24 protein-coding genes and 1 tRNA gene are annotated in these 26305 nt (G+C 63.3%); 10 read left to right on the forward strand and 15 right to left on the reverse strand.

The genetic code is table 11. From position 1 onward, the window contains the following. Positions 1-18: 18 nt before the first annotated feature. Positions 19-678, reverse strand: a complete 660-nt coding sequence (locus EP007_RS06930; protein ID WP_128476967.1) for a metallophosphoesterase family protein — start codon at positions 676-678, stop codon at positions 19-21. Positions 679-729: 51 nt separating this feature from the next. Beyond that, positions 730-1308 carry an IMP cyclohydrolase gene (locus EP007_RS06935; RefSeq protein WP_128476968.1) on the reverse strand — a complete coding sequence of 193 codons (579 nt, stop codon included), beginning with the start codon at positions 1306-1308 and terminating at the stop codon, positions 730-732. A 162-nt stretch (positions 1309-1470) separates the two neighbouring features. Between EP007_RS06935 and EP007_RS06940 the strand changes: the two genes are divergently transcribed. Beyond that, positions 1471-1543 (forward strand) — tRNA-Gln (locus EP007_RS06940). 119 nt (positions 1544-1662) lie between these two features. Here EP007_RS06940 and EP007_RS06945 read toward each other — a convergent pair. The 3 genes from EP007_RS06945 to EP007_RS06955 form a co-directional block, all read right to left on the reverse strand. Continuing rightward, positions 1663-1851: a hypothetical protein gene (locus EP007_RS06945; protein WP_128476969.1), complete on the reverse strand. Its 189-nt coding sequence runs from the start codon at positions 1849-1851 to the stop codon at positions 1663-1665. A 114-nt stretch (positions 1852-1965) separates the two neighbouring features. After that, the gene (cgi121, locus tag EP007_RS06950; RefSeq protein ID WP_128476970.1) at positions 1966-2493 is read right to left on the reverse strand and encodes a KEOPS complex subunit Cgi121; all 528 of its coding nucleotides are present in this window, start codon (positions 2491-2493) and stop codon (positions 1966-1968) included. 34 nt (positions 2494-2527) lie between these two features. Further along, positions 2528-4798: an ATP-dependent DNA helicase gene (locus tag EP007_RS06955; RefSeq protein ID WP_128476971.1), complete on the reverse strand. Its 2271-nt coding sequence runs from the start codon at positions 4796-4798 to the stop codon at positions 2528-2530. A gap of 191 nt (positions 4799-4989) precedes the next feature. Between EP007_RS06955 and EP007_RS06960 the strand changes: the two genes are divergently transcribed. Both EP007_RS06960 and EP007_RS06965 read left to right on the forward strand, forming a co-directional pair. Beyond that, positions 4990-5766: a nucleoside phosphorylase gene (locus EP007_RS06960; protein ID WP_128476972.1), complete on the forward strand. Its 777-nt coding sequence runs from the start codon at positions 4990-4992 to the stop codon at positions 5764-5766. A 24-nt stretch (positions 5767-5790) separates the two neighbouring features. Further along, positions 5791-6036, forward strand: a complete 246-nt coding sequence (locus tag EP007_RS06965; RefSeq protein ID WP_128476973.1) for a ferredoxin — start codon at positions 5791-5793, stop codon at positions 6034-6036. A gap of 401 nt (positions 6037-6437) precedes the next feature. Here the strand turns inward: EP007_RS06965 and EP007_RS06970 are convergent, their stop codons facing one another. The 6 genes from EP007_RS06970 to EP007_RS06990 form a co-directional block, all read right to left on the reverse strand. Further along, complete coding sequence (locus tag EP007_RS06970) at positions 6438-7208, reverse strand: DUF7089 family protein (protein WP_128476974.1); 771 nt, start codon at positions 7206-7208, stop codon at positions 6438-6440. Continuing rightward, positions 7208-7300, reverse strand: coding sequence for a hypothetical protein (locus EP007_RS18355; RefSeq protein ID WP_449405018.1), 93 nt, complete (start codon positions 7298-7300; stop codon positions 7208-7210). The genes EP007_RS06970 and EP007_RS18355 overlap by 1 nt, the downstream gene beginning before the upstream one ends. Positions 7301-7350: 50 nt before the next feature. After that, entirely contained in the window at positions 7351-8829 is a 1479-nt protein-coding gene (locus tag EP007_RS06975) for an MATE family efflux transporter (protein WP_128476975.1), read from the reverse strand. A gap of 208 nt (positions 8830-9037) precedes the next feature. Next, entirely contained in the window at positions 9038-9889 is an 852-nt protein-coding gene (locus tag EP007_RS06980; protein ID WP_128476976.1) for an OapC/ArvC family zinc-ribbon domain-containing protein, read from the reverse strand. Next, the gene (locus tag EP007_RS06985) at positions 9889-10278 is read right to left on the reverse strand and encodes a DUF2073 domain-containing protein (protein WP_128476977.1); all 390 of its coding nucleotides are present in this window, start codon (positions 10276-10278) and stop codon (positions 9889-9891) included. The genes EP007_RS06980 and EP007_RS06985 overlap by 1 nt, the downstream gene beginning before the upstream one ends. A gap of 4 nt (positions 10279-10282) precedes the next feature. After that, positions 10283-10924, reverse strand: coding sequence for an Era-like GTP-binding protein (locus EP007_RS06990; RefSeq protein WP_128476978.1), 642 nt, complete (start codon positions 10922-10924; stop codon positions 10283-10285). A gap of 1664 nt (positions 10925-12588) precedes the next feature. Between EP007_RS06990 and EP007_RS06995 the strand changes: the two genes are divergently transcribed. Then, on the forward strand, positions 12589-14079 hold the full coding sequence (locus EP007_RS06995) for a Cdc6/Cdc18 family protein (RefSeq protein WP_128476979.1): 1491 nt from the start codon (positions 12589-12591) through the stop codon (positions 14077-14079). A 73-nt stretch (positions 14080-14152) separates the two neighbouring features. On the opposite strand, the gene EP007_RS07000 is transcribed toward EP007_RS06995, so the two are convergent. Continuing rightward, positions 14153-15031 (reverse strand): S26 family signal peptidase, encoded by an 879-nt coding sequence (locus EP007_RS07000; RefSeq protein ID WP_243700461.1) that lies wholly within the window; start codon positions 15029-15031, stop codon positions 14153-14155. A gap of 185 nt (positions 15032-15216) precedes the next feature. Here EP007_RS07000 and EP007_RS07005 point away from each other — a divergent pair, with 185 nt between their 5' ends. Beyond that, complete coding sequence (locus tag EP007_RS07005; protein ID WP_128476980.1) at positions 15217-16926, forward strand: DNA-directed DNA polymerase II small subunit; 1710 nt, start codon at positions 15217-15219, stop codon at positions 16924-16926. A gap of 94 nt (positions 16927-17020) precedes the next feature. Here the strand turns inward: EP007_RS07005 and EP007_RS07010 are convergent, their stop codons facing one another. Then, on the reverse strand, positions 17021-17521 hold the full coding sequence (locus EP007_RS07010; protein ID WP_128476981.1) for a hypothetical protein: 501 nt from the start codon (positions 17519-17521) through the stop codon (positions 17021-17023). 127 nt (positions 17522-17648) lie between these two features. Here EP007_RS07010 and EP007_RS07015 point away from each other — a divergent pair, with 127 nt between their 5' ends. The 4 genes from EP007_RS07015 to pheT all read left to right on the forward strand — a co-directional run bounded on the left by EP007_RS07015 (position 17649) and on the right by pheT (position 23689). Beyond that, a complete protein-coding gene (locus EP007_RS07015; RefSeq protein WP_128476982.1) occupies positions 17649-18707 on the forward strand; it encodes an RAD55 family ATPase in 1059 nt (352 codons plus the stop codon). A gap of 120 nt (positions 18708-18827) precedes the next feature. Continuing rightward, positions 18828-20012: an aspartate kinase gene (locus EP007_RS07020; RefSeq protein WP_128476983.1), complete on the forward strand. Its 1185-nt coding sequence runs from the start codon at positions 18828-18830 to the stop codon at positions 20010-20012. A gap of 402 nt (positions 20013-20414) precedes the next feature. Further along, positions 20415-21923, forward strand: coding sequence for a phenylalanine--tRNA ligase subunit alpha (pheS, locus tag EP007_RS07025; RefSeq protein WP_128476984.1), 1509 nt, complete (start codon positions 20415-20417; stop codon positions 21921-21923). After that, a complete protein-coding gene (pheT, locus tag EP007_RS07030; protein ID WP_128476985.1) occupies positions 21923-23689 on the forward strand; it encodes a phenylalanine--tRNA ligase subunit beta in 1767 nt (588 codons plus the stop codon). The genes pheS and pheT overlap by 1 nt, the downstream gene beginning before the upstream one ends. Before the next feature lie 35 nt (positions 23690-23724). Here the strand turns inward: pheT and EP007_RS07035 are convergent, their stop codons facing one another. Both EP007_RS07035 and EP007_RS07040 read right to left on the reverse strand, forming a co-directional pair. Next, positions 23725-24780 carry a quinone-dependent dihydroorotate dehydrogenase gene (locus tag EP007_RS07035; RefSeq protein WP_128476986.1) on the reverse strand — a complete coding sequence of 352 codons (1056 nt, stop codon included), beginning with the start codon at positions 24778-24780 and terminating at the stop codon, positions 23725-23727. Positions 24781-24825: 45 nt separating this feature from the next. Further along, the gene (locus EP007_RS07040) at positions 24826-25023 is read right to left on the reverse strand and encodes a hypothetical protein (protein WP_115798291.1); all 198 of its coding nucleotides are present in this window, start codon (positions 25021-25023) and stop codon (positions 24826-24828) included. Between the two features lie 249 nt (positions 25024-25272). On the opposite strand from EP007_RS07040, the gene EP007_RS07045 reads away from it, so the two are divergent. Next, entirely contained in the window at positions 25273-25581 is a 309-nt protein-coding gene (locus EP007_RS07045; protein ID WP_128476987.1) for a non-histone chromosomal MC1 family protein, read from the forward strand. The last annotated feature ends 724 nt before the right edge of the window (positions 25582-26305 follow it).

Raw genomic sequence — 26305 nt, forward strand, 5'->3', positions numbered from 1 at the left:
GTTCTTTTTCGCTGGTCACTACTTCCCGTGTTCCAATCGCTCGCCGATTCGACTCGGCAGTCCCGCGTCCTCGACGGCCGCCTGCACCGCCGCCACGTCGTACTCGACGCGGTGTTCGGTCACGCTCAGGTCGTCCAAGTCAAGGACGGCGTAGGCGGCCCGCGGGTCTCCGTCTCGGGGTTGGCCGACGCTTCCGGGGTTCATGACGACGCCCTCGCCGTACTTCTGATGATGCTGGACGTGCGTGTGGCCCATAATCAGCGCGTCCTCGTCGCCGAGCAGGTCGGCCGCGAAATCGCTGGGCATCGTGTAGCGGTCGGGGTCGTCGGGGTGGCCGTGGACGACTTTCACTCGGCCGTCGAAGAGGCGACGCTCGTTCGGGAGGTCGCCAAGCCATTCGGTCTGCTCGTCGGTGAGGCGTTCGCGGGCGTGTTCGACGCCCGCCTGTGCCATCCCGTTGAAGGGGAAGGCGGTGTCCGAGGCGACCGCTCGGTCGTGATTACCCATAATAATCGAAATATCTCGTTCCCGGACTATCTCGGCGCACTCGGCGGGCCACGGGTTGTACCCGACTACGTCGCCAGCGCAGACGAGCGCGTCCACCTCCGGCATGTCGTCGAGGACGGTCTCGAAGGCAACTCGATTCGAGTGAACGTCTGAGAGAACGCCTATCTGCATGTCCGGTCGTTGGTACGCCCGCGACTTAGTTCCGGGCCTTGACGTCGGGAGTCAGACGCCGTTCTCGACCGCAAACTCGAACCCGGCGTCGGTGCGCGTGACTCCCGCCGCACAGACCGCGTGTTCGAAGTCGAGGTCGTACGACCGGCTAGCGGCCTCGGCAGCGGAGTCGGCCGCGAAGTCGAACGCTTCGGGGCCGTTCCTCTCGTAGGTCGCCACGAGCGTCGGTTCGGTCACCTCGCGGACGAGCAGGGCGTCGCTCCGGACGGTGCCGACGAACGCCGAGTCGTCGGTCAACACGCCCGCGATTCGCGGGGTGTCGTAATCGTCTTTCTCGTAGTCAAGCGCGAGCAGACTCTCGGCCAGCGCGTCGCGCGCGGGATAGCCGAGTTCGAGTTTTTCCGTGATAGGGTCTACGTGCGACCCGTTTCCGACGACGGCCGACTCGTCGCCGACCGTCCGCGCGCAGTTGTACGAGATGTAGGGGTTGTCCGTCTCGGGCGCATCCTCAGTGGGCGCGACGGTCAGCGCGCCGTCGCGCTCGATTATCTTCCGGTTCGGGAACGACCGCGAGGAGACGCGGTAAGCCGCGACTTTCGGGCCGACGACGACGAAACGTCCGACGTACATACACGAACGTGCGTACTTATTCGGCAAATAGATGTTGGTTTATGCACGGTCAGCGAGTACAAGCGAGCGTCGTCGGGCATTATCGAGCGGAGTGAGAACGGTTAGCAAATCCGGACGAACGCGCAACGCTTACATTCCCCCGGCGAGTATCTGGTATTGCAGAGTCCCATGGGGTAGTGGCCAATCCTGAAGCCTTCTGGGGGCTTCGACCCAAGTTCGAATCTTGGTGGGACTATTCCGGGTTTTCTCGTCGCGCCGTTTCCAAACGGGGTTTTTAAACCGCTTCGCCGACCGAACCTCCGTCGTCGCATTTAACCCCTTCGTTTCAACTGGAACTTCCGACGCGACCGAGCGTCAGTTTGCGTCAACGCTTGACTCGTCGTCGGTCGTCTCGGCGTCGAGTTCCCCGAGCGCACGCTCGTCGTTGTACTCTTCGGGACCGGCCACGTCGCCGAGCATGTCCTCGACGCTCTCCGTTCGCTCGCGCTGGTGTTCGCGGGCGTGCTGTTGCTCTTTCTTGGCGTCGGGGTCGTAGTCGGCCATGTGCGTTGGTTGGGTCCAAATGTTCGTAATCCTACTGGCTACCTCGGAGTGGTGTCGCGGTTGGGCAACGAGTGGTCGCCACTTCCTTTCCGCCGCTTCTGATTCTGCTCTCCGTTACTTCTCCACGTCAAGCAGGGCCACGCGCTCGCGGACGAGGTCCGCGAGCGTCGCGTCCGTGGCGTCCAGTTCGGTCTCGCTCACGTCGAAGAAGTCCCGGACTTCCTCGGAGTCGATTCGGTCGGGCGCGAGCGCGCCCGCGCCCGTCGAGGCGGACGCAGGCGCGAGCAGGTCGCCGACCGCTTGGGCGGCCGCGTGTTCGTCCTCGGCGTCGTCCTCCGGCGAGTGGACGACGACGACCACGTCGGTCTCGCCCTCGCCGACGCCCATCCGGAGCGCGCGGTTAATTTGTCGGCGGCCCGCGGCGTACAGCAGGATTTCGACCGCGCGCTCGCGGGCGACGTTCGCGTCGCGGTCGAAGGCGCGGTCGGCGCGCTCGACCGCAGTTCGGAGGTGGTCCTCACCGAGGACGTAGTCGGCGTCGAACGCCTGAATCGCGCAGTCGAACTCGTCGGCGACGGTCCCGATGTCGGCGAGGAACGCGTCGAGGTCGGCGATTTCGGCGCGGCCTTCGACGAGTTTCATGCGGGACCCTCCGAGCGAAACTGTTGGTTGCGAGTCATTCGAAATCACCGAGGCTCTGTTGTCCGTCGTCTCCCCTTTCGGTCGCGCTGGTCGCGCTCCCGGCTTCCGCGGCGTCTCCGTCACCGACCTCGCCGTCCGCTTCGACGCCCTCCAAGCCGGGGTCCTTGCGCCCGACGTTTTCGAGGATGGTCTCGGTGGTCTTCCGGCGACCGCGGAGCGCCCCGAGAATGACCGACTTGTTGGTCTCTCGGAGGTCGGCGCGAGACTCGATACCCGCCTCGTGGAGTCTCCGGGCGCGTTTGCGGCCGACGTTCCTGACACCTGCGAGGTCGAGCAGTTCCTCGCGGACGCCGTACTCGACGCGCTTTTTCGCCTCGCGGATGGCCGGGCCGGAGTCGAGACCAAGTTCGCCCGCGAGTCGCTCGGCGGCGTTGAGCAACCACTCGGCGGTTTCGACCTTGCCGCGGATGTCGCCCGGACCGACGCCGTACTCCTCGGCCATGTCGTCCTCGTCCAACTCGGAGGCCCAATCTTCGAGCAGTCGGGCGGTCTTGAGCGCCGAGAGCCAGTCCTCGAAGGCGTTATCTTCGAACTCCGAGGGCATCGATCCGAGGAACTCGGCTTCGCGCTCGTAGGCGAGTTCGGTGTACTCCTCGCGGTCCCCCGACCGCAGGTAGAGTTCGTACATGTCGGGAGTGCGCGCGACGAGGTGGTAGAGTCCCATCGCGGTCGGTCGCTCGTCGGCCGACCGGATCCCGTCGATGATTTCGGCGGCGCTCATCGGGTCGATGTAGAGTTGCGAGACGCGGTGGCCGAGTCCGGTCGCCCGTAGTCCTCCGTCCTCGCGTTCGAGGAACTCGTTGCGCTCCAGATAATCGAGGACGTTCTGGGTGACGGTTTCGAGGCGACCGGTCTCGTCGGTCTGGGTCGCATAGAGGGTGCGTTCGAGGAACGAGACGAGTTCGTCCTCCGAATCGGCGAACCCGGAAGCGACGGTGGCGAGGATGTGGGTCCGCAGGGCGGGTTCGGCCGCGAGTTTCGACCGGACCGGTTCGGGTTCGGCCCAGACGTAGCGGTCGAACAGTTCGTCGAGTTCGTCGTGGCTGTTGGCGATGAGGACCGCCTCGCCGTAGGGGTCGAGTCCGGGGCGACCTGCCCGGCCGAACATCTGGTGGACCTCTAGCACGTCGAGCGGTTGCATGCCGCCCACGTCTCCGTCGTAGCGCCGCCAGTCGCGGACGATGACCCGGCGAGAGGGCGTGTTGACCCCGGCGGCCAGCGTCGGCGTCGCGGAGATGACTTTCACGAGTCGGTCGCGGAAGGCGTCTTCCACGAGTTCACGGCTCTCGCTGGAGAGACCTGCGTGGTGGAACGCCGACCCCTTTTCGACGGCGTCGGCCAAATCGTCGCTGGTCTGGGTGTCGCTTGCGTCCCGAATTTGGGCGGCGATGTCGCGGAGTTCCGTTCGTTCCTCCGGCGTGAGGTAGTCGCGGGTCACGTCGCCGAGTCGCCGGGCAGCGGCCTCGGCGTTGCGCCGGGAGTTGACGAAAACGAGGCTCGACCCCTCGTCGGTCAGGGTGTCCTCGACCAGCGCGGCGGTGGCCTTCTCGTTGCCTCTCGAAATCTGTTTCTTCGACCCGTCGTCCAAGTGGAGGGCTTGGCCGTAGAGGACGCCCTTCTGAAGGTCGATGGGCCGCCACGTCGAGTCCACGAGGGTCGCGTCGAGCCATTCCGCGATTTCGTCGGCATTGCCCACCGTCGCCGAGAGCGCGACCGTCTGGAGGTTCGCGTTCAACTTGCGGAGTTTGGCGAGCGTGACTTCGAGCGTGGGTCCGCGATGGGAATCGTCCACGAGGTGAACCTCGTCGGCGACGACGCAGGTCAGGTCGTCTACCCACTGGGCACCGTTCCGGACGAGCGAGTCCACCTTCTCGCTGGTGGCGACGATGATGTCCTTCTGGGCGAGCCAATCGCCGTCGCTGTCGTAATTTCCGGTCGAGACGCCCACGTCGATGCCGTACTGCTCGAACTCCTCGAACTCGGCTTTTTTCTCACTGGCCAGCGCGCGCAGCGGGACGATGTAGAGGGCCTTCCCGCCGCGGGCGACGCTGGTGAGCATCGCCAGTTCGGCGACGAGCGTCTTCCCGCTGGCAGTCGGCACGCTGGCGACCACGCTCTCGCCGTCGGCGACTCCGGCCTCAACGGCCTCGCCTTGGGGCGGGTACAACTCCTCGATGCCCTGCTCGCGGAAGTGTTCGGGAACGCCGTCGGGGAGGTCCGGGATGTCACCGATTTCGACAGTCACGCCGCCCACCTCGGGAGTCCAGAGATGAGAGTATCCATTACCCCGAGGTAGGCGCGTCTTGTGGTTTAAACTGTCGGGTCGGACAGGGCGATGGGTTCGAGTTCTCGGAAAGGGAGCGTAGTTATCTCGAACTCTGAGAACGTGCAACACACTACGAGAAAATATTTATCACCGATGGGAAACGTCCAACTATGCCAATTCCGAACTTCGGCGACAAGTACGACGCCGACGCGCTCTTCTCTCCGGAGGAGGCCGTCTCCGAGCAAGGTGACGGTGGCGGTCTGCCGGACGTGCCGCCAGCGGTCATCCTCGGTTTCGAGGACGTACTCTACGAGTCAGTAGTGGAGCGTAGCGACGAGTCCGTGAATCTCGTTCGGAGCCAAGAGGTCCACCTGCTGAACGACGACGTGGGGTTCATCGGCGATTTTGGCATCGGTGCGCCGGTCACGGCGACTATCACGGAGAACGTCATCGCGGCCGGAGCGGAAGTCGTCTGCATCCTCGGCGGATGTGGCTGTCTCCAACGGTCAATCCCGCCGAACGACGCCATTCTACCGACCACGGCGATTCGGGACGAGGGCGTTTCGTACCACTATTTGCCACCTGAGGAAGAGGTGCGGGCCACCCCGAACCTCGTGGACGCGCTGGACGAGTCGCTCTCCGCGGCGGGCGTCGAGACCCACCGCGGGCCGACGTGGACCACCAGCGCGATGTACCGCGAGACCGTTCCCGAAATCGAGCAGTACGCCGAGGAGGGCGTCGTCTCGCTCGGCATGGAGAGTGCCGCGATGCTGGCGGTCGCGGCGTACCGCGGGGCGGACGCCGCCGTGGTCCACGAGATCGGCGACCACCTGACGCCCGACGAGTGGGAGTCCGGCGTCGAGCGCGAGGAGACCTTCGCGGAACTTCTCGACCCGACCGTGGAAGCGCTCCGGGAGTTCGTCGCCGCCGACTCCGGCAAGAATTAGGTCCACCCCGCCGAACCCTGACCCATGCGAATCGAGTTCGACCGCGACACCTGCACCGGGATGTTCCAGTGTACTGCCGAGTGGGACGCCTTCGAGGAGAACCGCGACGACGGGAAGGCCGACCTGCTCGACGCTGAGGAGGAGACCGCGGATACCTTCGTCCGCGAAATCCCGGAAGACGCCGAGTTCGACGCCAAGATGGCCGCGCGCGTCTGTCCAGTGGACGCCATCCGAATCTACGACGACGACGGCGAGCAGTTGATTCCCTGAGTGCGGTCGGAAAATATTCTGTCTGCCGACCACGTCGAGAGCGACGAATCGAAATCTCCAGACGAAACGGAGGGGTAGCGAGAAAATCGGGCGCTCGGTGGGGTCTCAGCGTCGGTGTCAACTTCGAATCGACCGATATTGACTCCGAGTCGGGCCGTGAATCGACCGTGAAAACGAGTCGCATCTGCGCCGCAGTCTCATTCGGTCGTCGGTCCCTCGGCGCGCTCCTCGTCGTCGTCGCCGTCGGGGTAGAGCTGTTCCTCCCAGCCGTGTGCGTCACCGCGCACGTCCCAGTGGTCACCCATAACTGTTCGTTCTACGACTAGCTACGGAGCGTCAAAATTGTTACGGGAAGTGCAAAAGTCGCGTGCTAGAGCGGCTCACACACCAGTTCTACCCGGTCACTGGAAAGTCTTTTCAGCCCACTTGACCGCGTAGTCCGCGCCGTGGTCGCGGTAGGCCGCAGTGTCGAGCGCCGCGAACGGCGCGGGGAGTTCGAGACCGTGTTTCACCGCCGCGCAGGCGAACTCCGCGGCGTCCGCGAAGTCGGTCTCGTCGCGGGCCATCGACGACGGAAGCCCCTGCAATCGCGGTTCGATTCGCTCGCCCGCGTCCTGCCACGCCGCAAAGAGTCGCGGGTGGTCGTCGTCCCATCCCGCAAAAATGTCGCGGGTGTGGAGTCCGAGGTAGGCGTCGTACAGCGCCGCCGCGATTTGATACACGCTTCCGGAGTCGAAGGGAAGCGCGGCGTCGAGGTCCCGGTATCGGTCCTCGAAGAACCCGAGGAACTGCTCGGGGACTCCGGTGCCGATTTCCACGAGCGCCTCGGCCACGAGGAAGTCCACGAAGTCGTCGGGCGACCCCTGCACGCGAGGCTTCACGAACGCGACCGGCGGATCGGTCTGGCGCGTCCACGCGACGCTCCCGTCGCCGGGCATCCCGACCGTGAAGTCCGACGAGGCGAACCGGGCGAGGAGTTCAGGCGCGTCCTCGGGAAGCCACTCGTCGGGGTAGGCCAGCGGGTCGAGCGCGTCCACGAGCAGACCGAGGTCCTCGGCGCGCGCGGGGTCGAGCGTCTCGAAATCCGGTCCTGAGTCGAGAACCAGCGCGTCGGGCGCGTGGCTCTCCCGGACCGCAGCGACCTCTCCGGAAAGCGAGCGTTCTTCGAACATCACGCCGCGAGCCAGAGATTCGCCAACACTGCGACCGCCAGTATCGCCACGATGCCGATAGTTCCGACCGTAATCTTGGTTGCCTTGCTCATGGTCGTTCGTTCGGGCGCGAGCGTTTAAAACTATCAGGAATCGCCTCGCGTCAGTCCGCGCCGGTCCCCGCTCCGACATCGGACTCGCGGGCGATTCGCTTCCACTCGCCGGTCCAGAACCGGAAGACGTTGACGCCCGCGCGGAGGTACATGTCTCCGAGGATGGAGACGTACACCGCCACCAGACCAAGCCCCATCCCCGGCGCGAACTGCCAGCCAGCGATTTCGAAGAGGGCGACGCCGGGCGCGACCGCGAGGAACGCGACGGGGAGCTTGAAGAAGTACGTCCCGACGAACGCGCCGTAGAAGGGCCAGCGCGTGTCGCCAGCGCCGCGAAGTCCGCCGCGCATGGTTCTGGAGACGCTGAATCCCGCGACACCGAGTCCGAACACGCGGACGAAAGTGACCGTCAGGTCTACGTGGTCGGTGCCGAACGCGACGGCGACGGGCCGGGCCGCCGCAAACAGCGCCGCACCGATGAGCAGTTGCGTGACCAGCGCGATGCGCAGGGTCTGCCAGCCGTATTCGGTGGCCGCGTCCTCGTCGCCCGCGCCGATGGACTGGCCGACCAGCGTTGAGGAGGCTGTCGAGTAGCCCCACGCGGGCATCAGGGCGAGGAGCATCACTCGGCGGCCAATTGCGTAGGCCGCGACGACGGGCGTGCCCAGCGTGGTGAGGACGATGAGGAAGGGGAAGCGTCCGAGCGTCCGCGAGAGGCGCGTCCCCGCGAGCGGCGCGCCGACGCGGACGATTTCTCCCGCGATGGACCAGTCCCACTGCTTGCCGCCGAGCGGGAGGCGCACCGAGTATCGGCCCGAGAGGAGCGCGCCGGTGAAGATAGTCGCCGCGAGGACGTTGGCGAGGGCGGTGCCCCACGCCGCACCTGCGACGCCCAACTCGGGGAACGGTCCCCAGCCGAAGATGAGGACCGCGTTGAGGAAGATGTTCGTCGGGAGCGTGAGCAGGCGGACGTACATCGGCGTCCGAGTGTCGCCGACCCCGGCCAGCGCGCGGGCGGCGATCATGCTCCAGAACCGGAACGACACCGAGAGCATGATGATTTTGAGGTAGATAGCGCCGAGTCGGATGGTATCGGGGTCGTCGGTCAGCACGTCTATCATCGGTTCGGCGTAGACCCACGTCACCGCGGTAATCGGGACCGCTATCAGGAGCGCGAGCCAGAGCGACTGCTTGATGGCGAAGTTGGCCTTTTCGTGTTCGTCCGCGCCCTCGAACCGCGAGACGACGCTGATGGTGCCGCTGGTCAGCGCCAGCGAGAGACCGAACGGGATGAAGAAATACTGGAAGCCGAGTTCGAGCGCGGCGACCGCCTCGTCGCCGAGCGCCCGCCCGACCATGAAGAAGTCCGCGACCCGGAGCAGGGTCCGCATCCCGCCAGTGACCATCACGGGGACCGCGAGGTCGAACGCCTCCTCGCCCTTCTCGCGGTCGAGCAGGCCGAGACGAGCTAACGCGGCCGGAAAGAGGAACGCGACGCGCTGAACTCGGCGCTTGGCGTCGTCGAGCATCGGATACGGGTGTTTGAAAAGCGCGAGGTAAACAGTTTTGCCAAGCCCTCGTGTTTTGCTGGAACCATCGCCGTGGTGAAATCAACCGGGATAGTCGGTCCGGAAATGATGGTGGGTCGGCGTTCGTTGGTCCCGAAGTAACAGTGAGTCGGTGTTCGTTGGTCCGAAAGTAACAGTGAGTTGGCGTTCAACCGGAAGAAACGGCCTATCAGCGTTCGACGGGGTCCCACGCGTCGGGGACTTCGATGACGTACTTGCCGTCCTCTTGCAGGGAGATGATGTACTCCTCGCGCTCGTACAGTTCCATCAGGTTGAGTTCGTACTGGCCCGGATTGACGATTCGGATGCTCTCGAACTGGCTGTTGAGTTCTTCTCGGAGTTCCTTCAGGCCGGGGTTGTCGTCGTCGGGCGCGCTGACGACGTTCGCGTCGTCCGCGTCTTCCGAGGTGGGACCGACCTCGGCGGCGTTCTCCGGCGCGTCCTCCGGGAGTTCCGAGTCGTTCACCACGTCGGAACGAGCGCTCGCCTGCGCCGAATCCTCGGAACTCGGCGCGGCGTCGGAGTTCGCGGGCGAGTCGGGTCGAGTCGCCCTGTCAGGACCGGCGGGCGAATCGGGTCGAGCCGACGACGACTTCGCTCCGTCAGCCCGTTCGTTTCGGGTGGAGTCCGAGCGGTCGCGCTCGGCGGACTTCTTTGCAGTTCGGTCGGCAGACTCCTCGGAGTAGTCGCGGTCGCTATGCGGTTCCGTCTCGTCGCGCGTACCAACCCAGTCGCGCACGGTCGCGGCCGCGCGGTTGACCGCGCCCGTGCGGGCATCGTCCGCACTCGGGGCGTCCCGCTGGGCCTGTCGAACGTCGTCGGCACTGTCGCGGGCGCTCTCTGGCGTCTTCTTCGGTTCGGTCGCGGCGGTTCCCGCCGCGACGCCGTCGCCAGCGGTCCCATCTGCGGCGCTCGCGGGCTTAAACTGGAACTTGTTCCCGCCACAGTCCGGACAGCCCGAAAGCATCTCCTTCGAGCCGTCTCCGAACGTCCGACCGCAGTTGGTACACTGGTGAGGCATTATTTACGAGAGACGAGCGCGCTGATGAGGTTCTCGTCTTTGTGGAGCGTTTCGATTTGGTTCGCCGGGCCGATGACTGTCAGTTTATGGGTCGATTCTTTGCCCATCAAGCGGTCGAGGAAGCTCTGGTCGGCGGTCTCCGAACGGGGATACGTCTCGATTTCGATACCGTTGAACTCGTCGGGGCTGATTTCGGTCATCGTCACCTCGATGAGTTTGCTCTCCTCGTCCGGCGAGAGTCCGGTTTCGAGGATGACGATGTTGCCGTCGCGGACCCCGTCGAGAATCATGCGAATCTTCTCCATCGAGGCCATCTCAGCCATCCGGTCGGCCCCGATGAGGTCGATCTGCACGCCGTCGTTCGGGCCGTCCTCTGTCACTTCCGGCATGATGTCACCCGAAATACTCCGCGATTTTCGCGTACACTTCGTCCATATTGTCGCCTTCGAGCGCCGAGAGCGGAATCGTCTCGTGCTGCGGGAAGGCGTTTCGGATGCGCTGGACGCTCGAATCCTCGAGGTCGGTCTTGTTGGCCAGAATGAGGACGGGGAGGTCTTGACTCTCGATGATACCGATGAGCATCGTGTTGACCTGCGTGAAGGGGTCGGTCGAGCTGTCGAGGACGTAGATTACTCCGTCCACGTCCTCGCGGAGCCAGTGCATCGCTTCTGCGACGCCCTCGGTCGCTTCGCGGGAGCGACGCACGGCGTCTTCTTTCTCCATATCGTGGTCGAGGAACTCCTCGTAGTCCACCTTGGTCGTCACGCCCGGCGTGTCAACGATGTCGATGGACACCGTCTTGCCGTCGCGCTCTATCTCGACGTTCTCCTTGCGGCGTGCGCGTCGAGTTTCGTGTGGAATGTGGCTCTCTGGTCCGACGGCGTCGCCGGTCCAATCACGGGCAATACGATTTGCGAGGGTCGTTTTTCCGGCGTTCGGCGGGCCGTAGATACCGATACGCTTCGGCTCCTGCGCCGAGAAGAGCTTATCCGTAACGCGGGAAATACTGTCTTTCAGGTCCGTAAACAATCCCATCCTTTCCTCCTAGACCCCACTATCGGCGTCCGTAACCGTCACGGGGGCTGTTGCGCGAACAACTATATCCCACTCACTTAAACCTATGTCAGACACCCCTCGGGAAAAATGACGGGTTCGGGGTTTCGGAACGAACTTGGCCGACAAATCGAGACCGCAGTTTCGAGTTGAGCCGGTCGATACGAGCGGGTAGAGCGTTGAAGATGGAGGAGGCGTAGGAGGTAGTGGATTTGGTTCACCAGAGTGATGAAAGAGCGAGGGTGAAAGGGCGAGGAGTGAAAGAATGGGGAGTGAAAAGGCGAGTGTGGAAGACGAGGAGTGAAAGTCGAGAGAGTTATTATCGTGCTAGAAACGGAAGTGGAGAACTCGAAAGCGAAAACCGGGAGCCGATTCCAGTTGAAACGGAGGGGTTGTGCCAACCAGAGCCAAAGAGACCCTCAACAAAATAGTCGAATGACGCAACAGTGATAGTGAGTCAAAGACTAAGTAGGGCGAAGCGACGTAGACAGTCGGGAAAAGCGACGAGTACCATACGCTGTGTGAGAAATACGGGGTGAGCCGTGACCCCGCACTGTATGAACGGCGACGGTACACCATGAATCGGTCAGGACTGAGTTGACCGGACTCGACTTTCGAGGAGTCGATGGGGTTTGTCGATGGAGGTTGTCGGGGAAACTGTCCGAGGGAGTTGTCGGTAGAGGTTGTCAGTGGGGTATCCCCCCACCCCTTCGTTTCGGGTGGAGTTGGTCAGAGAGTGGGGCCGGGGTGGAGCCGCGGGATATTTTCCGAATAAAACACAATGGAAATATATAGAATTACTAGTTTAGGCTAGTTTGCGGGTACTGTTTTAGTGCTAATGTAATAAAGGTTTCCTAATTTAAACACCCTCCCCCACCCCACCATCGATCTCCACGTTCCACCCGAAACGAAGGGGTGGGGGGAACCCGCCTAAGAATCTACTCACGGTCATGTTGCTCCGGGCTTATATCCGACACTCGACCCCACGTTTCGTGGTCTACGAGAAACAGCGGGGGTTGGAGAAATCGTGACCAACTCTATCCCCCTCCTGTGCTGAACAATCGACGCGACATGAACTCCGTTCTATATGAAGTCGGTGGTACATGAATTCCGCGCTGATGGAATCAGCCTTCGTCTCAAATGGTTCTGCTATCCTCGTCTCAAACGTGTCTGTTACTTTTCATTTTCGCGCTGTCGGTACGCTTCGCTGTCGGTACACTTCGTGTCGGTACGCTTCACCACCGCAACACTTTCGCAACGACGGGTCCACTCGTTACGGCAATTCACTCACCACGACCCCGACTCTTCGCTACGCCTCCTAATCCACTCGTCACGACGACGACTTCGACCGGCACTACACCCGAAACGAGGGGGTCCGACAACCGGAAATCGTAGCCTACTTCCCGATTCACGTCAGCTTTCACCTGCTGATTTCACCGTTTTCGAGCCTTCTAGAGTCAGTTCTCCTGAACTGCACCAAAAGAAGAAAGAGTTTAATACCCTGCTGGACCTTTAGTTCTCCTGCATCAACTGGACGCGCTCGCAACTTCTCGACCTCGGCATCCCGTCGCTCGCCGTCGATTTCGCCGAAATTCGCTCGCGCGTTGCGCGTCTTCCACCTGAAACGAAGGGGTCGGAACGAACGTATGTCAGACGAAAATAACAAACCGACGGACGACGCGGTCGATGTTAGCCCCGACCGTAGCTTCGACAACGTCGATTTAGACGACGTGGTCTTCGAGGACGAAGACGACGATCAGGGGCTTTTCGACGACCTGTTGTCCGGCGAACCGATATTCGAGAACAAGGAGGTCCTCCGTCCGTCGTACACGCCACACGAGCTTCCTCACCGGAAGGACCAGATCAACAATATGGCGACGATTCTTGTCGCCGCGCTCCGCGGAGAGACGCCCTCGAACATCCTGATATACGGCAAAACGGGGACTGGCAAGACTGCCAGCGCGAAGTTCGTCAGCAAGGAACTGGAGAGCACGTCCCAGAAGTACGACGTGCCCTGCAACGTCGAGTACATCAACTGCGAGGTGACCGACACCCAGTACCGCGTCCTCGCGCAACTCGCCAACAAGTTCATCGAGAACAATCAGGAGTTCGTTGCCGACCGCGTCGCCGAACTCGACGCGCTCCGCGAGGAGGCCGCCGCCGACCCCGCTCGACTCGCCGATACCGACTTCGACTCGCCCGAGGAGGTGGACGCGCGCATCGAGGAGTTGGAAGACGACCGCGAGGAGATGGAGTCGGTCCCGATGACGGGGTGGCCGACCGACCGCGTCTACAACACCTTCTTCGAGGCGGTGGACTACGAGGAGCGCGTCGTGGTCATCATGCTCGACGAAATCGACAAACTCGTCGAGAAGTCCGGCGACGACACCCTCTACAACCTTTCGCGGATGAACTCAGAGTTGGAGAATTCGCGGGTCTCCATCATCGGCATCTCGAACGACCTGAAGTTCACCGACTTCCTCGACCCGCGCGTGAAATCCTCCTTGGGAGAGGAAGAAATCGTCTTCCCGCCGTACGACGCCAACCAGCTCCGGGACATCCTCCAGCACCGCGCGGAAGTCGCGTTTAAGGCCGACGCACTCAGCGACGACGTGATTCCGCTCTGTGCGGCATTTGCGGCGCAGGAACACGGCGACGCCCGGCGTGCGCTCGACCTCCTGCGGACCGCGGGCGAACTCGCCGAGCGCGACCAAGCCGAGGGCGTCAACGAAAAGCACGTCCGAAAAGCTCAGGAGAAAATAGAACTCGACCGCGTGGTCGAAGTCGTGCGCACGCTCCCCACGCAGTCGAAACTCGTGCTCTTTTCCATCGTCTCGTTGGAGAAGAACGGCGTCCACAACGTCAACACCGGCGAAGTGTACAATATCTACAAGCGTCTCTGCGAGGAAATCGACGCCGACGTGCTGACCCAGCGCCGCGTCACCGACCTCATCAGCGAACTCGACATGCTCGGCATCGTCAACGCCGTGGTCGTCAGCAAGGGTCGCTACGGCCGCACGAAGGAGATCAGCCTCTCGGTGCCCATCGACGAGACCGAGGCGGTGTTGATGTCTGACTCCCGACTCGGCGACATCGAGAACGTCCAACCGTTCGTACAGGCGCGCTTCGACAACTGAGAGAGACTGTTACTGCTTGAGGTTTCACTGACCGAGCGATTTCGTCTGGAGACGAGAAGTTACGTTCCGAGAGCTACGCGGTTCCCGCGAGTCCGCCAGCGGTCGAACTGGGGGCGAGTGGCGTCGCCCCGACGTTCAGCGGCGTCGCGCCGGGCGAGAGATACGCCGCGCCGGAGAACTTGAGACGGACCCAACCGAGCCACGGAATGCGAATCTCAGCGGTGCCCCGAATCCAACTCGGCTTCACGGGGTCGCTAATTTCCATGCCGTTCGACTGGTCGTAGTAGGGGTTCGCGTCGCCCTTCGTGATGAACCCGGCGTTCGGTGCGGGGCAGTTGGTCAACTGCTCGCAGTTCTCGGCCTGAATGTACTCTTGGTTCGCTCTGTCGAACCAGTTCTCGCCCTCCTCGACCCAGAACCGAGCGCGGTGAATTATCGGCGTCGCGTAGCTACTCCCATCCGGTTTGTAGACGATTACGTCCCCGTAGTTGTTGAACGTCCTGTACCCGGCGTCCTCACCGGCCTGATAGCCGACGACGCCGGTGCCCTGCTGTGCCGCTCCGGGCGCGAGACGACCTTCCTCCATGATGAATACGAGGTCTCCCTTCTCCATGTGCGGTTCCATGCTCCCGCTCTCGATGGCGACCATCGGGGGCCAGACACCGCTGATGGCAAACAGGAGAAGTCCGATAGCCAGCACGATACCGGCGCTACTCAACACCTCGCGGACGAACACCACGACCTCGTTGTCGCTGTTGCGGAACCGACGAACGAGCGCGAGCGGGCCGATGCCCTGTTCGCGCTCGCCGCCATCGGACCGGGTCTCCCGCTCGGCGCGCGAGCGGTCGGTCCCGTCGGCGGCCACGTCGTCGGACCGCTCACCGGACGAGGCGCGCGGGCCGTCGGCCCGTTCGTCCTCGCCGGAAGAGGGGTCGTCTCGGGAAGAACTCATCGGACCCACCTTACCGTTCCGAGGTTGTCAATTTTCCGGGTGCGGCGCGGGCCGAAGTTGGCTCCGGGTCGAACGGAGTGTAGTCTCGGGAGGCTTCCCGACTCGTGCGCCCGGACCGTGCCGTCGATTATCGCACCGGGGAACGCTCCGCTATCCTTTTTGCTACCCCCCGAGATCCTGTGTACGTGCCGCTGGAGACGCCCGCTCGTATCGTCAGCGAACTCACCAGTCGCGGGTACAACGCCGACCGCGAGGCCGTGACGCTCCTCGCGGGGGCCGACGACCCCGACGCCGCGCTCGACGCCGCCGTCGAGCGCGCGCCCGACGACGCGCTGAAACTCTCGGCCGACCACGTCGAGGCGACTCTTACGGAGTTCGAGCGGGCGGACGACACCATAGTTTCGAGTGGAGCAAAAAACGGAAATAAATCGGCGACGACGCCTACCTCTCCAAGCGAAACGGAGGGGGTTCGAGGGAACGACGAGGAAGTTGGAGAGAGCGGAGCGGAGGCTCAGGGGGACGAAGGAGAAGTTCAGACGGACGAGGAGGCACTTCGAGAGGACGAACAAGAAGTCCGAGAGCAGTCCCGTCGCGGCCGCGCGCACGACTCCGGCGTCGGCGAGAGCGTCACCGACGTTTCCCGGCCCGAGGAGTCGGTCAGGGACCCGGACTTCGACGCTCGCTCGCTCGAAATCGACGGCGACGTGACGGGCGAGAGTACCGGCACGGGCGAGTATGGGGACTTCGTGTCGGTGTTCCGCGACCGGTTCAAGCGCCTCTCGAAACAGCTCCGGTCGCGGGTCAACGCGCGGCCGACCGCCGCGGTCCAGAAGATGCCCGGCGGGGGCGAAACCGCCATTGTCGGGATGGTCAGCGATATCCGCTCGACCGCCAGCGGACACTGGCTCATCGAGTTGGAGGACACGAGCGGGATCTACCCCTGTCTCGTGATGAAAGACCGGAAGTTCGCCGACGCCGTGGACGAACTGCTCCACGACGAAGTAATCGCCGTCGAGGGAACACTCTCGGACGACAACGGCGACGGCGACGGTATCCTGTTCGTGGACGCGCTGTACTTCCCGGACGTGCCCCGGACCTACAAGCCCTCGACCGCCGACCGCCACGTACAGGCCGCGCTCATCAGCGACGTTCACGTCGGCAGTCAGGAGTTCATGGCCGACGCGTGGTCCAGTTTCGCCGACTGGCTTCACACGCCTGAGGCCGAGAACGTCGAGTATCTCCTCATCGCTGGCGACATGGTCGAGGGCGTCGGCGTCTACCCGAATCAGGACGAGGAACTCGACATTATCGACATCTACGATCAGTACGAGCAGTTCTCGGAGCATCTCAAGGAGGTGCCCGGCGACCTCGAAATCCTGATGATTCCGGGCAACCACGACGCAGTTCGACTCGCCGAACCGCAACCCGGATTCGACGAGGAGTTGCGTGACATCATGTCGGTCCACGACGCCCAAATTTCGGGCAACCCTTCGACGGTGACCGTCGAGGGTGTGGACATCCTCATGTACCACGGCGTCTCGCTGGACGAGGTCATTGCGGAACTCCCCGACGAGAAAGCGAGTTACGACGACCCGCACAAGGCGATGTACCAACTGCTGAAGAAACGCCACGTCGCGCCCCAGTTCGGTGGGAAGACCCGCCTCGCGCCCGAGGAGAAAGACTACCTCGTGATGGATTCGGTGCCCGACGTGTTCCACACCGGTCACGTCCACAAACTCGGTTGGGGGAAGTACCACAACGTCCTCGCGGTCAACTCCGGGTGCTGGCAGGAACAGACTGCGTTCCAGAAGTCGGTCAACATCGACCCCGACGCCGGGTTCGCGCCCATCCTCGACCTCGACACGCTGGACATGACGGTCCGACGATTCCGGTAACTCACTTCTCGCGGCGCTCCTGTTTTATTCTCCACCTGAAACGGAGGGGTCGCCGTAGTCGTTACCCGACCGAGAATCGATTTTTCGTAGCGACTCACCGACGCGCGGACCCCGCTCGACTCGACGGTTCGAGGCGATACTCGACGGTTCGGCGGCCCTCGAACCGAGGGCCGGTCCCCGAGCGCTGGAACCCCGCGGCTTCGACGACCTCCTTGGTCTCGCTCTCGTCTTCGGGAACCAGTGCCTCGACGGCCATTTCTTCCTTTCGGGCGAATCGGACTGGCTCCTCCAGCAGGCGCTCGCGGGCCTCGGGCGTCCCACGGAGGTAGGTCACACGGACGGTTCCCGGCATCGCGTCGAACCCTACGAACCCGACGACCGTCGCGTCGTCCGTGTCGTCGGTCTCTTCGATATCCTCGCTCTCGCCTACCTCTGGGGCGTCGAAGCCGTCGCTGGCGGGACCGTCGCCGTTTGGGGACCGTTCGGCCACTCGAACCGTCCGGTCGTGTATCACGTTACGCATCACCTCGGCGGGGGCGTCTGCGAGTTCGCCGAGACTCTCCCCATCTTCTTCGACAGCATCTCGCACGCGCATTGTTCACGTATCCGCCGCCTACGAAGTTAAAGACCGTGGGACTTCTCGTGGTAATCGGAACCGGCGAGAAACTGTCAACAGCGTCACCAACGTGCAGGACTTTTGGCTCGCCGACTAACTCGTGTGTATGGATACGACGGACGACTCCGAACTCTGTGACTTCTGTCGGCTCCCGTGTCCGACCGACCCGGTTACGATGGAGTGTGATTCGACGGTCTACGAGTTCTGCACCGAGACCTGCCGTGACGCGATGGTTGAGAGCGACCGCGTGTTCACTGAGTATCACGGCTTTCGGCGCATCCAGACCGGCGTCTCGGGGTTGGACACGTTCCTCCCGCAGGGGTTACCCCGAAACTCGTTCGTCCTGTTGGCCAACGACGAGGGCGCGCGCGACGACGCCCTCCAGGCCGAACTCGTCTGGCGGGCCTTGGAACGCGACGAACCCGCTGCGGTCGTCTCGTTCACCGAACCGCCCGTCTCGGTCGTTGAGGGGTTTCTCTCGCTGGACTGGAACGTCCTCCCGTATCTCGAATCCGGCCAACTCCACATCGTGGACTGTTTCACCTACCGGATGGACGACCGCGACCGCGAGCGCATGTTCGAGCGGATGGACGAGTGGAACCGCCACATCTACGACATCACGAAGTCGGTGACTCAAACCGTTCGGGACCCGAGCGACCCGAGCGAACTCCACAACAAGATCGACAACTGCCTCGAAGGGCTGTCGATGAGCGACTGCGGCGTCGTCGTCATCGACTCGCTGACCGAGTTCGGCACGCTCGTCCAACCCGTGCAGGCGTACAACTTCGTCAAGGACCTCCGGGCCGACATCTGCAAGGGCCGGTTCGTCCCCATTTTCGCTGGCGCGACGTTCACCGTCGAGGAGGGTGAGTTCCCCCACGACCTCGGCTACGCGGTGGACGGCATCGTGGACATGCAGGTCAACGGTACCATCGTCGAGGACACGCTCATCAAGCGCATCCGAATCCGGAAGATGAACGGCGTGCTGGCGATTCCCGAATGGGTCGCCTACGAGTTCACCGCGGGAGAGGGGCTGGTCACCTTCGACCCCATTGCCGAGATGAGCGACACCTACGAGGGCGGCGGCCGCGAGGGAGGCGGCGAGCGCGACACCCGAAACGAGGGCGTCGGCGCGGACGAGTCGCGGGTGGAAACCGACCAGTGAACCGACAGAACCGGCAGTGGCAAGCTTCTCACAGATGAAAGCAGTTATCTGGGTGCCAGAGTTAGCCTCTCTCATGCATCAGTTTCGCACGTCGCGGTCCGCTCGCTCGCAGGTGATAGTATGCGAGTAGTGGCGAAGTTCGGCGGAACGAGCCTCGGAAGCGGCGACCGAATCAATCGCGCGGCCGACTCGGTGGCCGACGCCGTGGCGCAGGGCCACGAAATCGCGGTCGTCGCCAGCGCGATGGGCAACACGACCGACGAACTCTTGGACGAAATCGAGTTCGAGACCGAGGAGACCGACCGGGCCGAAATCGTCAGCATGGGCGAGCGGACCAGCGTCCGGATGCTGAAAGCCGCCTTGGCGGCCCGCGGCGTTGACGCCGTCTTCGTGGAACCGGGGAGCGAGCGCTGGCCGGTCTTCACCGACGGCGACGGCGAACTCGACGCCGAGCGGACGAAAGCCGCCGCCGCGGAACTCGCCGCACAACTTGACGACGTGGTCCCGGTCATCACTGGTTTCCTCGCGGAGGGTCCCGACGGAAACGTCACCACGCTCGGACGTGGCGGGTCGGACACGACCGCCGTGATGCTCGGCAACTACATGACCGCCGACGAAGTCGTCATCGTGACCGACGTGGAGGGCGTCATGACCGGCGACCCCCACGTCGTGGAGGGGGCGCGGAACGTCGGCGAAATCTCGGTGGACGAACTCCGGAATCTATCCTTCCGCGGGGCCGAAGTCGTCGCGCCCAGCGCGCTCTCGTACAAGGGCGAGAACCTGAGCGTCCGCGTCGTCCACTACCAACACGGCGACCTGCTGGCTGGCGGCACCGACATCATCGGCGAGTTCGAGAGCCTCATCGACATGCGCGAGGAACCGCTGGCCTGTCTCACCGTCGCGGGCCGGGCCATTCGGAACCGACCGGGCATCCTGCAGGACCTCTCGACCGCGCTCGGCGACAGCGACATCAACGTCGATGCGGTGGCCAGCGGGATGGACTCGGTGACGTTCTACGTGGACGAGACGGTCGCCGAGCGCGCCGAGAACATCCTCCACCGCGAGGTCATCGACGAGGAGTCGCTGTCGAGCGTCACGGTGGACGACGACGTGGCCGTCGTCCGCGTGATGGGCGGGGAACTCCCGAACCAACCGGGCGTCATCCGGACCCTCGTTGACCCCATCGCCGAGGCCCACATCAACATCCACGACCTCCTCACGAGCGCGACCAGCGTCGCCGTCTTCGTGGACTGGTCGGACCGCGAGAAGACGCTGGACATCGTTCAGAACGAGTTCGACAACTGACAGGTATTCTCGTAGAATTTCAGAGATTCACGACGCAGAAGGTGGGTTCGGGCACTTTCTCCGCTGGAGCCGGTTTCGAGGATGTACGACTTGCTACGATAATCCCTATGACCGGCCCGGAACGTTTTTTACCGATTGCGAACAACTACCGAGCATGTCGTCCGAATCCCGAGTCGGCGGAACCGTTCGCCAGTCACGCCACCCGCGGGCGGGGTTCGGCTTCTTCTTCGCGGTCTGACCGAGTGGCGGACTTCCCGACCGGGCGACGAGTCCGGCGGGAACGAAACCGCTCGCGCGCGGTCGTCGGCCAGCGGCGCGACCGTGCTTCAGAAACGATAAGCGGGCGCACGGACACGTATCGACAACGAGCGACCCGACCGACGACGAACGATTCCAAACACGATGAAACTACCCGAATCACAGGCCGCGGTGTTACGAGCCGCGAGCGCGAACGACGCACGGAGTATCGACCAACTGGCAGACGAGACCGGCCACAAGCCCGAGACGGTCACGGGCGCGGCCTTCGAGTTGGAGTCGGCAGGTCTCGTGTCGGTGGAAGAAGCGACCGACGAGACCGTGACGCTGACCGACGAAGCGCGCGAGTATCTCGACGACCGTCTCCCCGAGGTCCGACTCTACGAGGCCGCGATGGACGCGGGGGCCGACGCCGAGACCGTCCAGATGGGCCGGGTCATCGGCCAGTCCGGACTCGAAGGGCCGCAGGTGGACATCGCCCTGTCGAACTACGCCCGGAAGGGGTACGGCACTATCGAGAGCGGCGAGATTACCGCCGACCCCGACGCCGACCCCGAGTCTGACGCTGAGGCCGACGCCCTCGCCGCGCTCGACGCGGCCGAGTCGGTCGAAGACGACGCCGTGCTGGAGCAGTTGGAGCGTCGCGGACTCGCAGAACTCTCCGAATCGACGGTCCGGTCGGTGACGCTGACCGACGAGGGCGTGACCGCGATGATGGAAGGCGTCGAGACGGCCGAGACCGTGGGCCAACTCACTCCCGAGATGCTGACCTCCGGCGAGTGGCGCGACGTTGAGTTCGCCGAGTACAACGTCGAGGCCGACGCCGAGAACATCGACGGCGGCAAAACCCACATCCTGCGCCAGACCGCCAACCGCGTGAAGGATACGCTGGTCGGGATGGGCTTCGAGGAGATGGAGGGTCCCCACGCCGACGCGGAGTTCTGGATCAACGACTGTCTGTTCATGCCACAGGACCACCCCGCGCGGACCCACTGGGACCAGTTCGCGCTGGAGAACCCGCGCGAAATCGGCGAGTTGCCCGACGATTTGGTGGCGCGCGTCGAGGACGCCCACCGGAACGGCGTCGGCGAGGACGGCGACGGCTATCACTCGCCGTGGACCGAGGAAGTTGCGCGGGGAATCGACCTGCGCGGACACACCACCTCGCTGTCGATGCGGTATCTCTCGGGCCACGAAGTCGGCGAGTTGGAACCGCCCCAGCGGTTCTTCAGCGTCGAGAAAGTGTACCGAAACGACACGCTCGACCCGACCCATCTGTTGGAGTTCTACCAGATAGAGGGCTGGGTGATGGCCGAGGACCTGTCGGTGCGGGACCTGATGGGCACGTTCGAGGAGTTCTACGCGCAGTTCGGCATCACGGACATCGAGTTCAAGCCCCACTACAACCCCTACACGGAGCCGAGTTTCGAACTATTCGGCACGCATCCGACGACCGGCGAGATGGTTGAAATCGGAAACTCGGGGATGTTCCGCGAGGAAGTTCTCTCTCCGCTCGGCGTCGAGTGTGACGTGATGGCGTGGGGACTCGCGCTGGAACGCCTGCTGATGTTGATGTACGGCTTCGAGGACATCCGCGACGTTCACGGGACGCTGTGTGACCTTGAACTGCTCCGCGAGACGGAGGTGCTACACTGATGCCAGTCGTAGACGTGAATCCCGACGAACTACGGGACCTGACCGGCCGCGACGAGAAGAGCGACGACGAACTCATCGACGACATGTTCGCCCTCGGTCTCGAATTCGAGGGGCGGACCGAGGACGGCGACCTCCAACTGGAGTTCGCGCCCGACCGACTCGACCGCCTCTCGGTCGAAGGCGTCGCGCGCTCGCTGCGCTACCAGTACGGCGACGACCGGGGCATCTACGTGCCGGGCACCAACGACGCCGACTGGACCATCGAGGTCGAGGAGTCGGTGCCCGACGAACGGCCCTATGTCACCGGCGCGGTGATTCGTGACGTGGACCTGGACGAGGAAGCGCTCGACTCGCTCATCCAGTTACAGGAGAAACTTCACGCGACGATGGGCCGCAAGCGCGCGAAGGGAGCCATCGGCATCCACGACCTGACGATGCTGAAGGGGCAGGCCGCCAGCGTGGAGGGCCAAACCGAGGCGGGCAACTCCATCGTCTACCGGGGTATCGACTCCGACGGCGACCGATTCGTCCCGCTCGACTCGGACGCCGATATGACGCCCGACGAGGTCCTGCGCTCGCATCCGACCGGCGAGACGTACGCCGACCTCGTCGCCGAGTACGACCGGTATCCCGCCATTTACGACGACATCGGCCTGTTCTCGTTCCCGCCGGTCATCAACGGCCGCCGGACCGAGGTCTCGACCGAGTCGCGGGACCTGTTTGTGGAACTGACCGGCACCGACCAGTGGACCATCGACCACATGTGCAACATCATCTGCTACGCGCTCGACGCTCGGGGCGCGAAAGTCGAGGAAGTCGCGGTTAGCTATCCGGACCGCGACCTCCTTCGGCCCGACTTCGAGGTCCGCGAGAAGACGGTCACCCACGAGCGCATCGAGAGCCTGCTCGGCATCGACCTGAGCGCCGAGCGGGTTATTGATCTGCTGGAGCGGTCGGGTCTCGACGCTCGAACCGAGGAGGTCGGCGACGACGAGTTGGCCTACGAGGTCGAGATTCCGCCCTACCGCGTGGACGTGCTTCACCCCCTCGACATCGTGGACGACGTGGGCCGCGCCTACGGCTTCAACGACCTCGAACCGCGCTACCCCGACGTGGGGACGGTCGGCGGCCGACACGAGCGGTCGAAACTCGAAGACGCCGCCCGCGAGGTTCTCGTCGGACTCGGCTTCGAGGACCTGCTCAACTTCCACATGATAAACGAGGACGAGAACTTCGACCGAATGGGACTCGCCCGGCCGGGTGAGTCGGCAGACCCCGACACAGATGGTGCGGCCGCGGGCGACGTTCTCGGTGCGGACGACCCCGCGACCATCCTCGAACCCTACAGCGAGGACTACACCATGCTCCGGACGTGGGCGCTCCCCTCGCTGCTGATGGTGCTAGAACGGAACACCCACCGAAGCTATCCGCAAGACCTCGCGGAAATCGGTCTCGCGGCCCGTGTTGACGAGAGCGAGAACACTGGTGTCGCCGAGCGCCGGACGGTCGCCGGAGCGCTTGCGCGCCACGACGCCTCCTACGAGGACGCGAAGGCGCGACTGCAGGCCATCGCGCGTAATTTCGACGTCGAACTGGAAACGCCAGCGACCGACCATCCGTCGTTCATTGACGGGCGCGCGGCCTCGGTCGTACTGGACGGCGAGACCGCGGGCGTCGTCGGGGAACTCCACCCTAAGGTGCTGGTCGAACACGACCTCGAACTGCCGGTCGCGGCGTTCGAGTTCCGACTCGACGCGTTAGAATAGCGTCCGTCGTTCCACTTTTGATTTCTTCGGCGTCGTCACTCTATGTCCACGCCCACGGCGTCTTCCACCGAGTCGAAGCCGTCGCGTTCGAGCAGGTCGAGCAGGCCCTCGTTGATGTCGCGGGCGACGGACGGGCCGCGATAGACCAGTCCGGTGTAGAGTTGCACTACGCGTGCGCCCGCGCGAATCTTTTCGTACGCGCCTTCCGCAGTGGACACGCCCCCGACGCCGACCACCGGCACGTCCACGCGCTCGGCGACGAACCGGACCATCTCGGTAGCCCGCGACTCGATGGGCTTGCCCGACAGACCGCCCTCCTCCGCGCGGTTGTGACTCTTGAGGGTGTCCGGTCGGTCGGTTGTGGTGTTCGTCGCAATGACGCCGTCGAGACCGAGTTCGTTCACGAGGTCCAGCGCGTCCTCGACGGCGGGGTCCGGCAGGTCGGGCGAGAGTTTGACGAGGAGCGGACTCGCCCCCGCGTCGAGCAGCGTGGTGAGGATGGCCTCCATCGAGTCGCGGTTCTGGAGGTCGCGGAACCCCTCGGAGTTGGGGCAGGAGACGTTGACGACAAAGAAGTCGCCGCCGTCGGCGACGCGCCGGTAGGTGTAGCGGTAGTCCTTGGGGGCGTCGTCGATGGCAACGTGTTCGGTCTTGGCAAGATTGACTCCGACAGGAACGTCCACGTCCGCGCCCGTGAGGCGCTCGCCGACTACGTCCGCCCCGTGATTGTTCAAACCCATCCGGTTGACGATGCCTTCGTCCTCGCGGAGGCGGAACATCCGCGGGCGGGCGTTGCCCGATTGCGGATCGGCCGTGACGCCGCCGACTTCGACGGATCCGAATCCGAGACTCGCCAGCGTTGATGGCACTTCGGCGTTCTTGTCGAACCCGGCCGCGACGCCGACCGGGTTGGGGAACGTCTGGTCGAACGCCTCGACTCGGAGTCGGTCGTCGTTGACGACGTATCGCGCTCGGAGCGCGTCAGTGAGCGGTGTTCCCTGCGCGGCGCGCATCCCCGCGTGGACCACGCTATGGGCCGTCTCCGGGGGGAGACCGAACAGAAGTGGTTTCACCGACTGGTAGGCATTCATCGTACGTTTACCCAGACTCCGGTAGCAAAAGTCTCTCGTTCCACCTTAGAATTCGTGTTCGACCTCGTCTTTGTCGGCTTTCTGAATGATGATTTTGTCTTCCCTGACGCGCACGAACACCTCGTCGCCGATGTCCATGCCAGCGACGGCGAGTTCGTCCTCGTGAAGATTGATGTGGACGTTGTGATACTCGCCGTCCTCGCCTTTTGCGCCACTCGGGCTAAGCTTCTTTTTCCGTACCATCGCGGTATCGTGCGCGTAAGTTCGCCCCAGATTATACTTAAGTGTTTTCTACCGGCCGACTCGCTGCTCACACTAGCCGCCGTTTCTCACCGACTTCGACTCCCGTATTCGACTTCCACGGCTGGTTCGAACTGCCGGGAAAAACGCCCGAGGGGACGAATATAGTATATAAAACCTACGACCAAAACGGCTCATATCGGCGATATATTTATAGTGGGTCCTGTGCTGGATTGTCATGGAGGAAAAATCATGGTACGTGAAGACGGTAAACGGAATTTTGCGCTTCGAGAAACGAGCGGTGACGAGAGCAGTGTCTTCTCAGGAAACACTCCGCGACAGGCCGCACTGAAGGCGGCCCGTCGTCTCAGTCCGGCGTCGTCAGAAGACGCCGCGGACCGAACCGAAATTCGACTTCGAGAGAAAGGCACCGACAAGGTACATATCTACGAAGGCTGGGCGTGGCACGAGTCCGCACCTGATGACAAACCTGACTGGATGCCGGGCGAGATCACCGAAGCCAACGTCTCGAAGCAGGGTATCGAGCACCTCGATGAGTAACGCGGCCGGAAACAACTCACCCGTTTTCGCTTTTCCACGAGCGACGCCTGTCTCGAACGCGACACTTGCACAGCTGTCGGCTCGTTAACGGCCGTTCTGCGTCCAGAAGACCCACTCGCCGGAACGAGGCGTACGATTGTTCGGTCCGTCTCTCGCACTAACCCGAGAGTTATCGCTACCTCGTACGGCAAATCGAGCGATTGGCGTGTCACGTCATTGCACCTCGAAGAAGATTCAGTTCGACGGTGTTAAGTGTATCTCGGCCATTCGTTGCAATGTACGCGAGGTCTGGTGGTTTGGGCCTCCGGGAAACGGCGAAAAATCGACGCCTTTTAAGGCGTCTACGCTGTTTCTCGAAATTAGCTCCGATTCGTTGCCCTTTACTGTACTGGTGCAGTCGAGTTGGGTGGACGCGTCGTCGTGCGATTCGAGACGGCGAACACGCACCCAATCCGACGGCCTTAAGTGTAAAAGGGTACTCGGATTGGATGTGAACGTGCTTTCGGGGGTCTTCCCACCGAAAGACGACCACGGTTCGTTGCCCTTATCCGATGCGGGCACCTCGAACCAAAAGCAGAGAAAGATACGATGCGATTCGCGGAACGTTCAATCCGCTCCGCACTCTCGGACCGCCGCCGAGGTTCGATGGGTTTATAACCCATCGACGCCAACGTTCAGGTCCGAAGAAGATGAGGATTCCACCCCTGCGGTCCGCCGTACACGA

It is taken from the genome of Halorussus pelagicus (assembly GCF_004087835.1).
Taxonomy (GTDB): domain Archaea; phylum Halobacteriota; class Halobacteria; order Halobacteriales; family Haladaptataceae; genus Halorussus; species Halorussus pelagicus.

What these genes read in the sequence shown, in the direction of transcription:
- EP007_RS06930 (WP_128476967.1), bottom strand. Translation starts at nt 678, where the DNA reads ATGCAGATAGGCGTTCTCTCAGACGTTCACTCGAATCGAGTTGCCTTC.
- EP007_RS06935 (WP_128476968.1), bottom strand. Translation starts at nt 1,308, where the DNA reads ATGTACGTCGGACGTTTCGTCGTCGTCGGCCCGAAAGTCGCGGCTTAC.
- EP007_RS06945 (WP_128476969.1), bottom strand. Translation starts at nt 1,851, where the DNA reads ATGGCCGACTACGACCCCGACGCCAAGAAAGAGCAACAGCACGCCCGC.
- cgi121 (WP_128476970.1), bottom strand. Translation starts at nt 2,493, where the DNA reads ATGAAACTCGTCGAAGGCCGCGCCGAAATCGCCGACCTCGACGCGTTC.
- EP007_RS06960 (WP_128476972.1), top strand. Translation starts at nt 4,990, where the DNA reads ATGCCAATTCCGAACTTCGGCGACAAGTACGACGCCGACGCGCTCTTC.
- EP007_RS06965 (WP_128476973.1), top strand. Translation starts at nt 5,791, where the DNA reads ATGCGAATCGAGTTCGACCGCGACACCTGCACCGGGATGTTCCAGTGT.
- EP007_RS06970 (WP_128476974.1), bottom strand. Translation starts at nt 7,208, where the DNA reads ATGTTCGAAGAACGCTCGCTTTCCGGAGAGGTCGCTGCGGTCCGGGAG.
- EP007_RS18355 (WP_449405018.1), bottom strand. Translation starts at nt 7,300, where the DNA reads ATGAGCAAGGCAACCAAGATTACGGTCGGAACTATCGGCATCGTGGCG.
- EP007_RS06975 (WP_128476975.1), bottom strand. Translation starts at nt 8,829, where the DNA reads ATGCTCGACGACGCCAAGCGCCGAGTTCAGCGCGTCGCGTTCCTCTTT.
- EP007_RS06980 (WP_128476976.1), bottom strand. Translation starts at nt 9,889, where the DNA reads ATGCCTCACCAGTGTACCAACTGCGGTCGGACGTTCGGAGACGGCTCG.
- EP007_RS06985 (WP_128476977.1), bottom strand. Translation starts at nt 10,278, where the DNA reads ATGCCGGAAGTGACAGAGGACGGCCCGAACGACGGCGTGCAGATCGAC.
- EP007_RS06990 (WP_128476978.1), bottom strand. Translation starts at nt 10,924, where the DNA reads ATGGGATTGTTTACGGACCTGAAAGACAGTATTTCCCGCGTTACGGAT.
- EP007_RS06995 (WP_128476979.1), top strand. Translation starts at nt 12,589, where the DNA reads ATGTCAGACGAAAATAACAAACCGACGGACGACGCGGTCGATGTTAGC.
- EP007_RS07000 (WP_243700461.1), bottom strand. Translation starts at nt 15,031, where the DNA reads ATGAGTTCTTCCCGAGACGACCCCTCTTCCGGCGAGGACGAACGGGCC.
- EP007_RS07010 (WP_128476981.1), bottom strand. Translation starts at nt 17,521, where the DNA reads ATGCGCGTGCGAGATGCTGTCGAAGAAGATGGGGAGAGTCTCGGCGAA.
- EP007_RS07015 (WP_128476982.1), top strand. Translation starts at nt 17,649, where the DNA reads ATGGATACGACGGACGACTCCGAACTCTGTGACTTCTGTCGGCTCCCG.
- EP007_RS07020 (WP_128476983.1), top strand. Translation starts at nt 18,828, where the DNA reads ATGCGAGTAGTGGCGAAGTTCGGCGGAACGAGCCTCGGAAGCGGCGAC.
- pheS (WP_128476984.1), top strand. Translation starts at nt 20,415, where the DNA reads ATGAAACTACCCGAATCACAGGCCGCGGTGTTACGAGCCGCGAGCGCG.
- pheT (WP_128476985.1), top strand. Translation starts at nt 21,923, where the DNA reads ATGCCAGTCGTAGACGTGAATCCCGACGAACTACGGGACCTGACCGGC.
- EP007_RS07035 (WP_128476986.1), bottom strand. Translation starts at nt 24,780, where the DNA reads ATGAATGCCTACCAGTCGGTGAAACCACTTCTGTTCGGTCTCCCCCCG.
- EP007_RS07040 (WP_115798291.1), bottom strand. Translation starts at nt 25,023, where the DNA reads ATGGTACGGAAAAAGAAGCTTAGCCCGAGTGGCGCAAAAGGCGAGGAC.
- EP007_RS07045 (WP_128476987.1), top strand. Translation starts at nt 25,273, where the DNA reads ATGGTACGTGAAGACGGTAAACGGAATTTTGCGCTTCGAGAAACGAGC.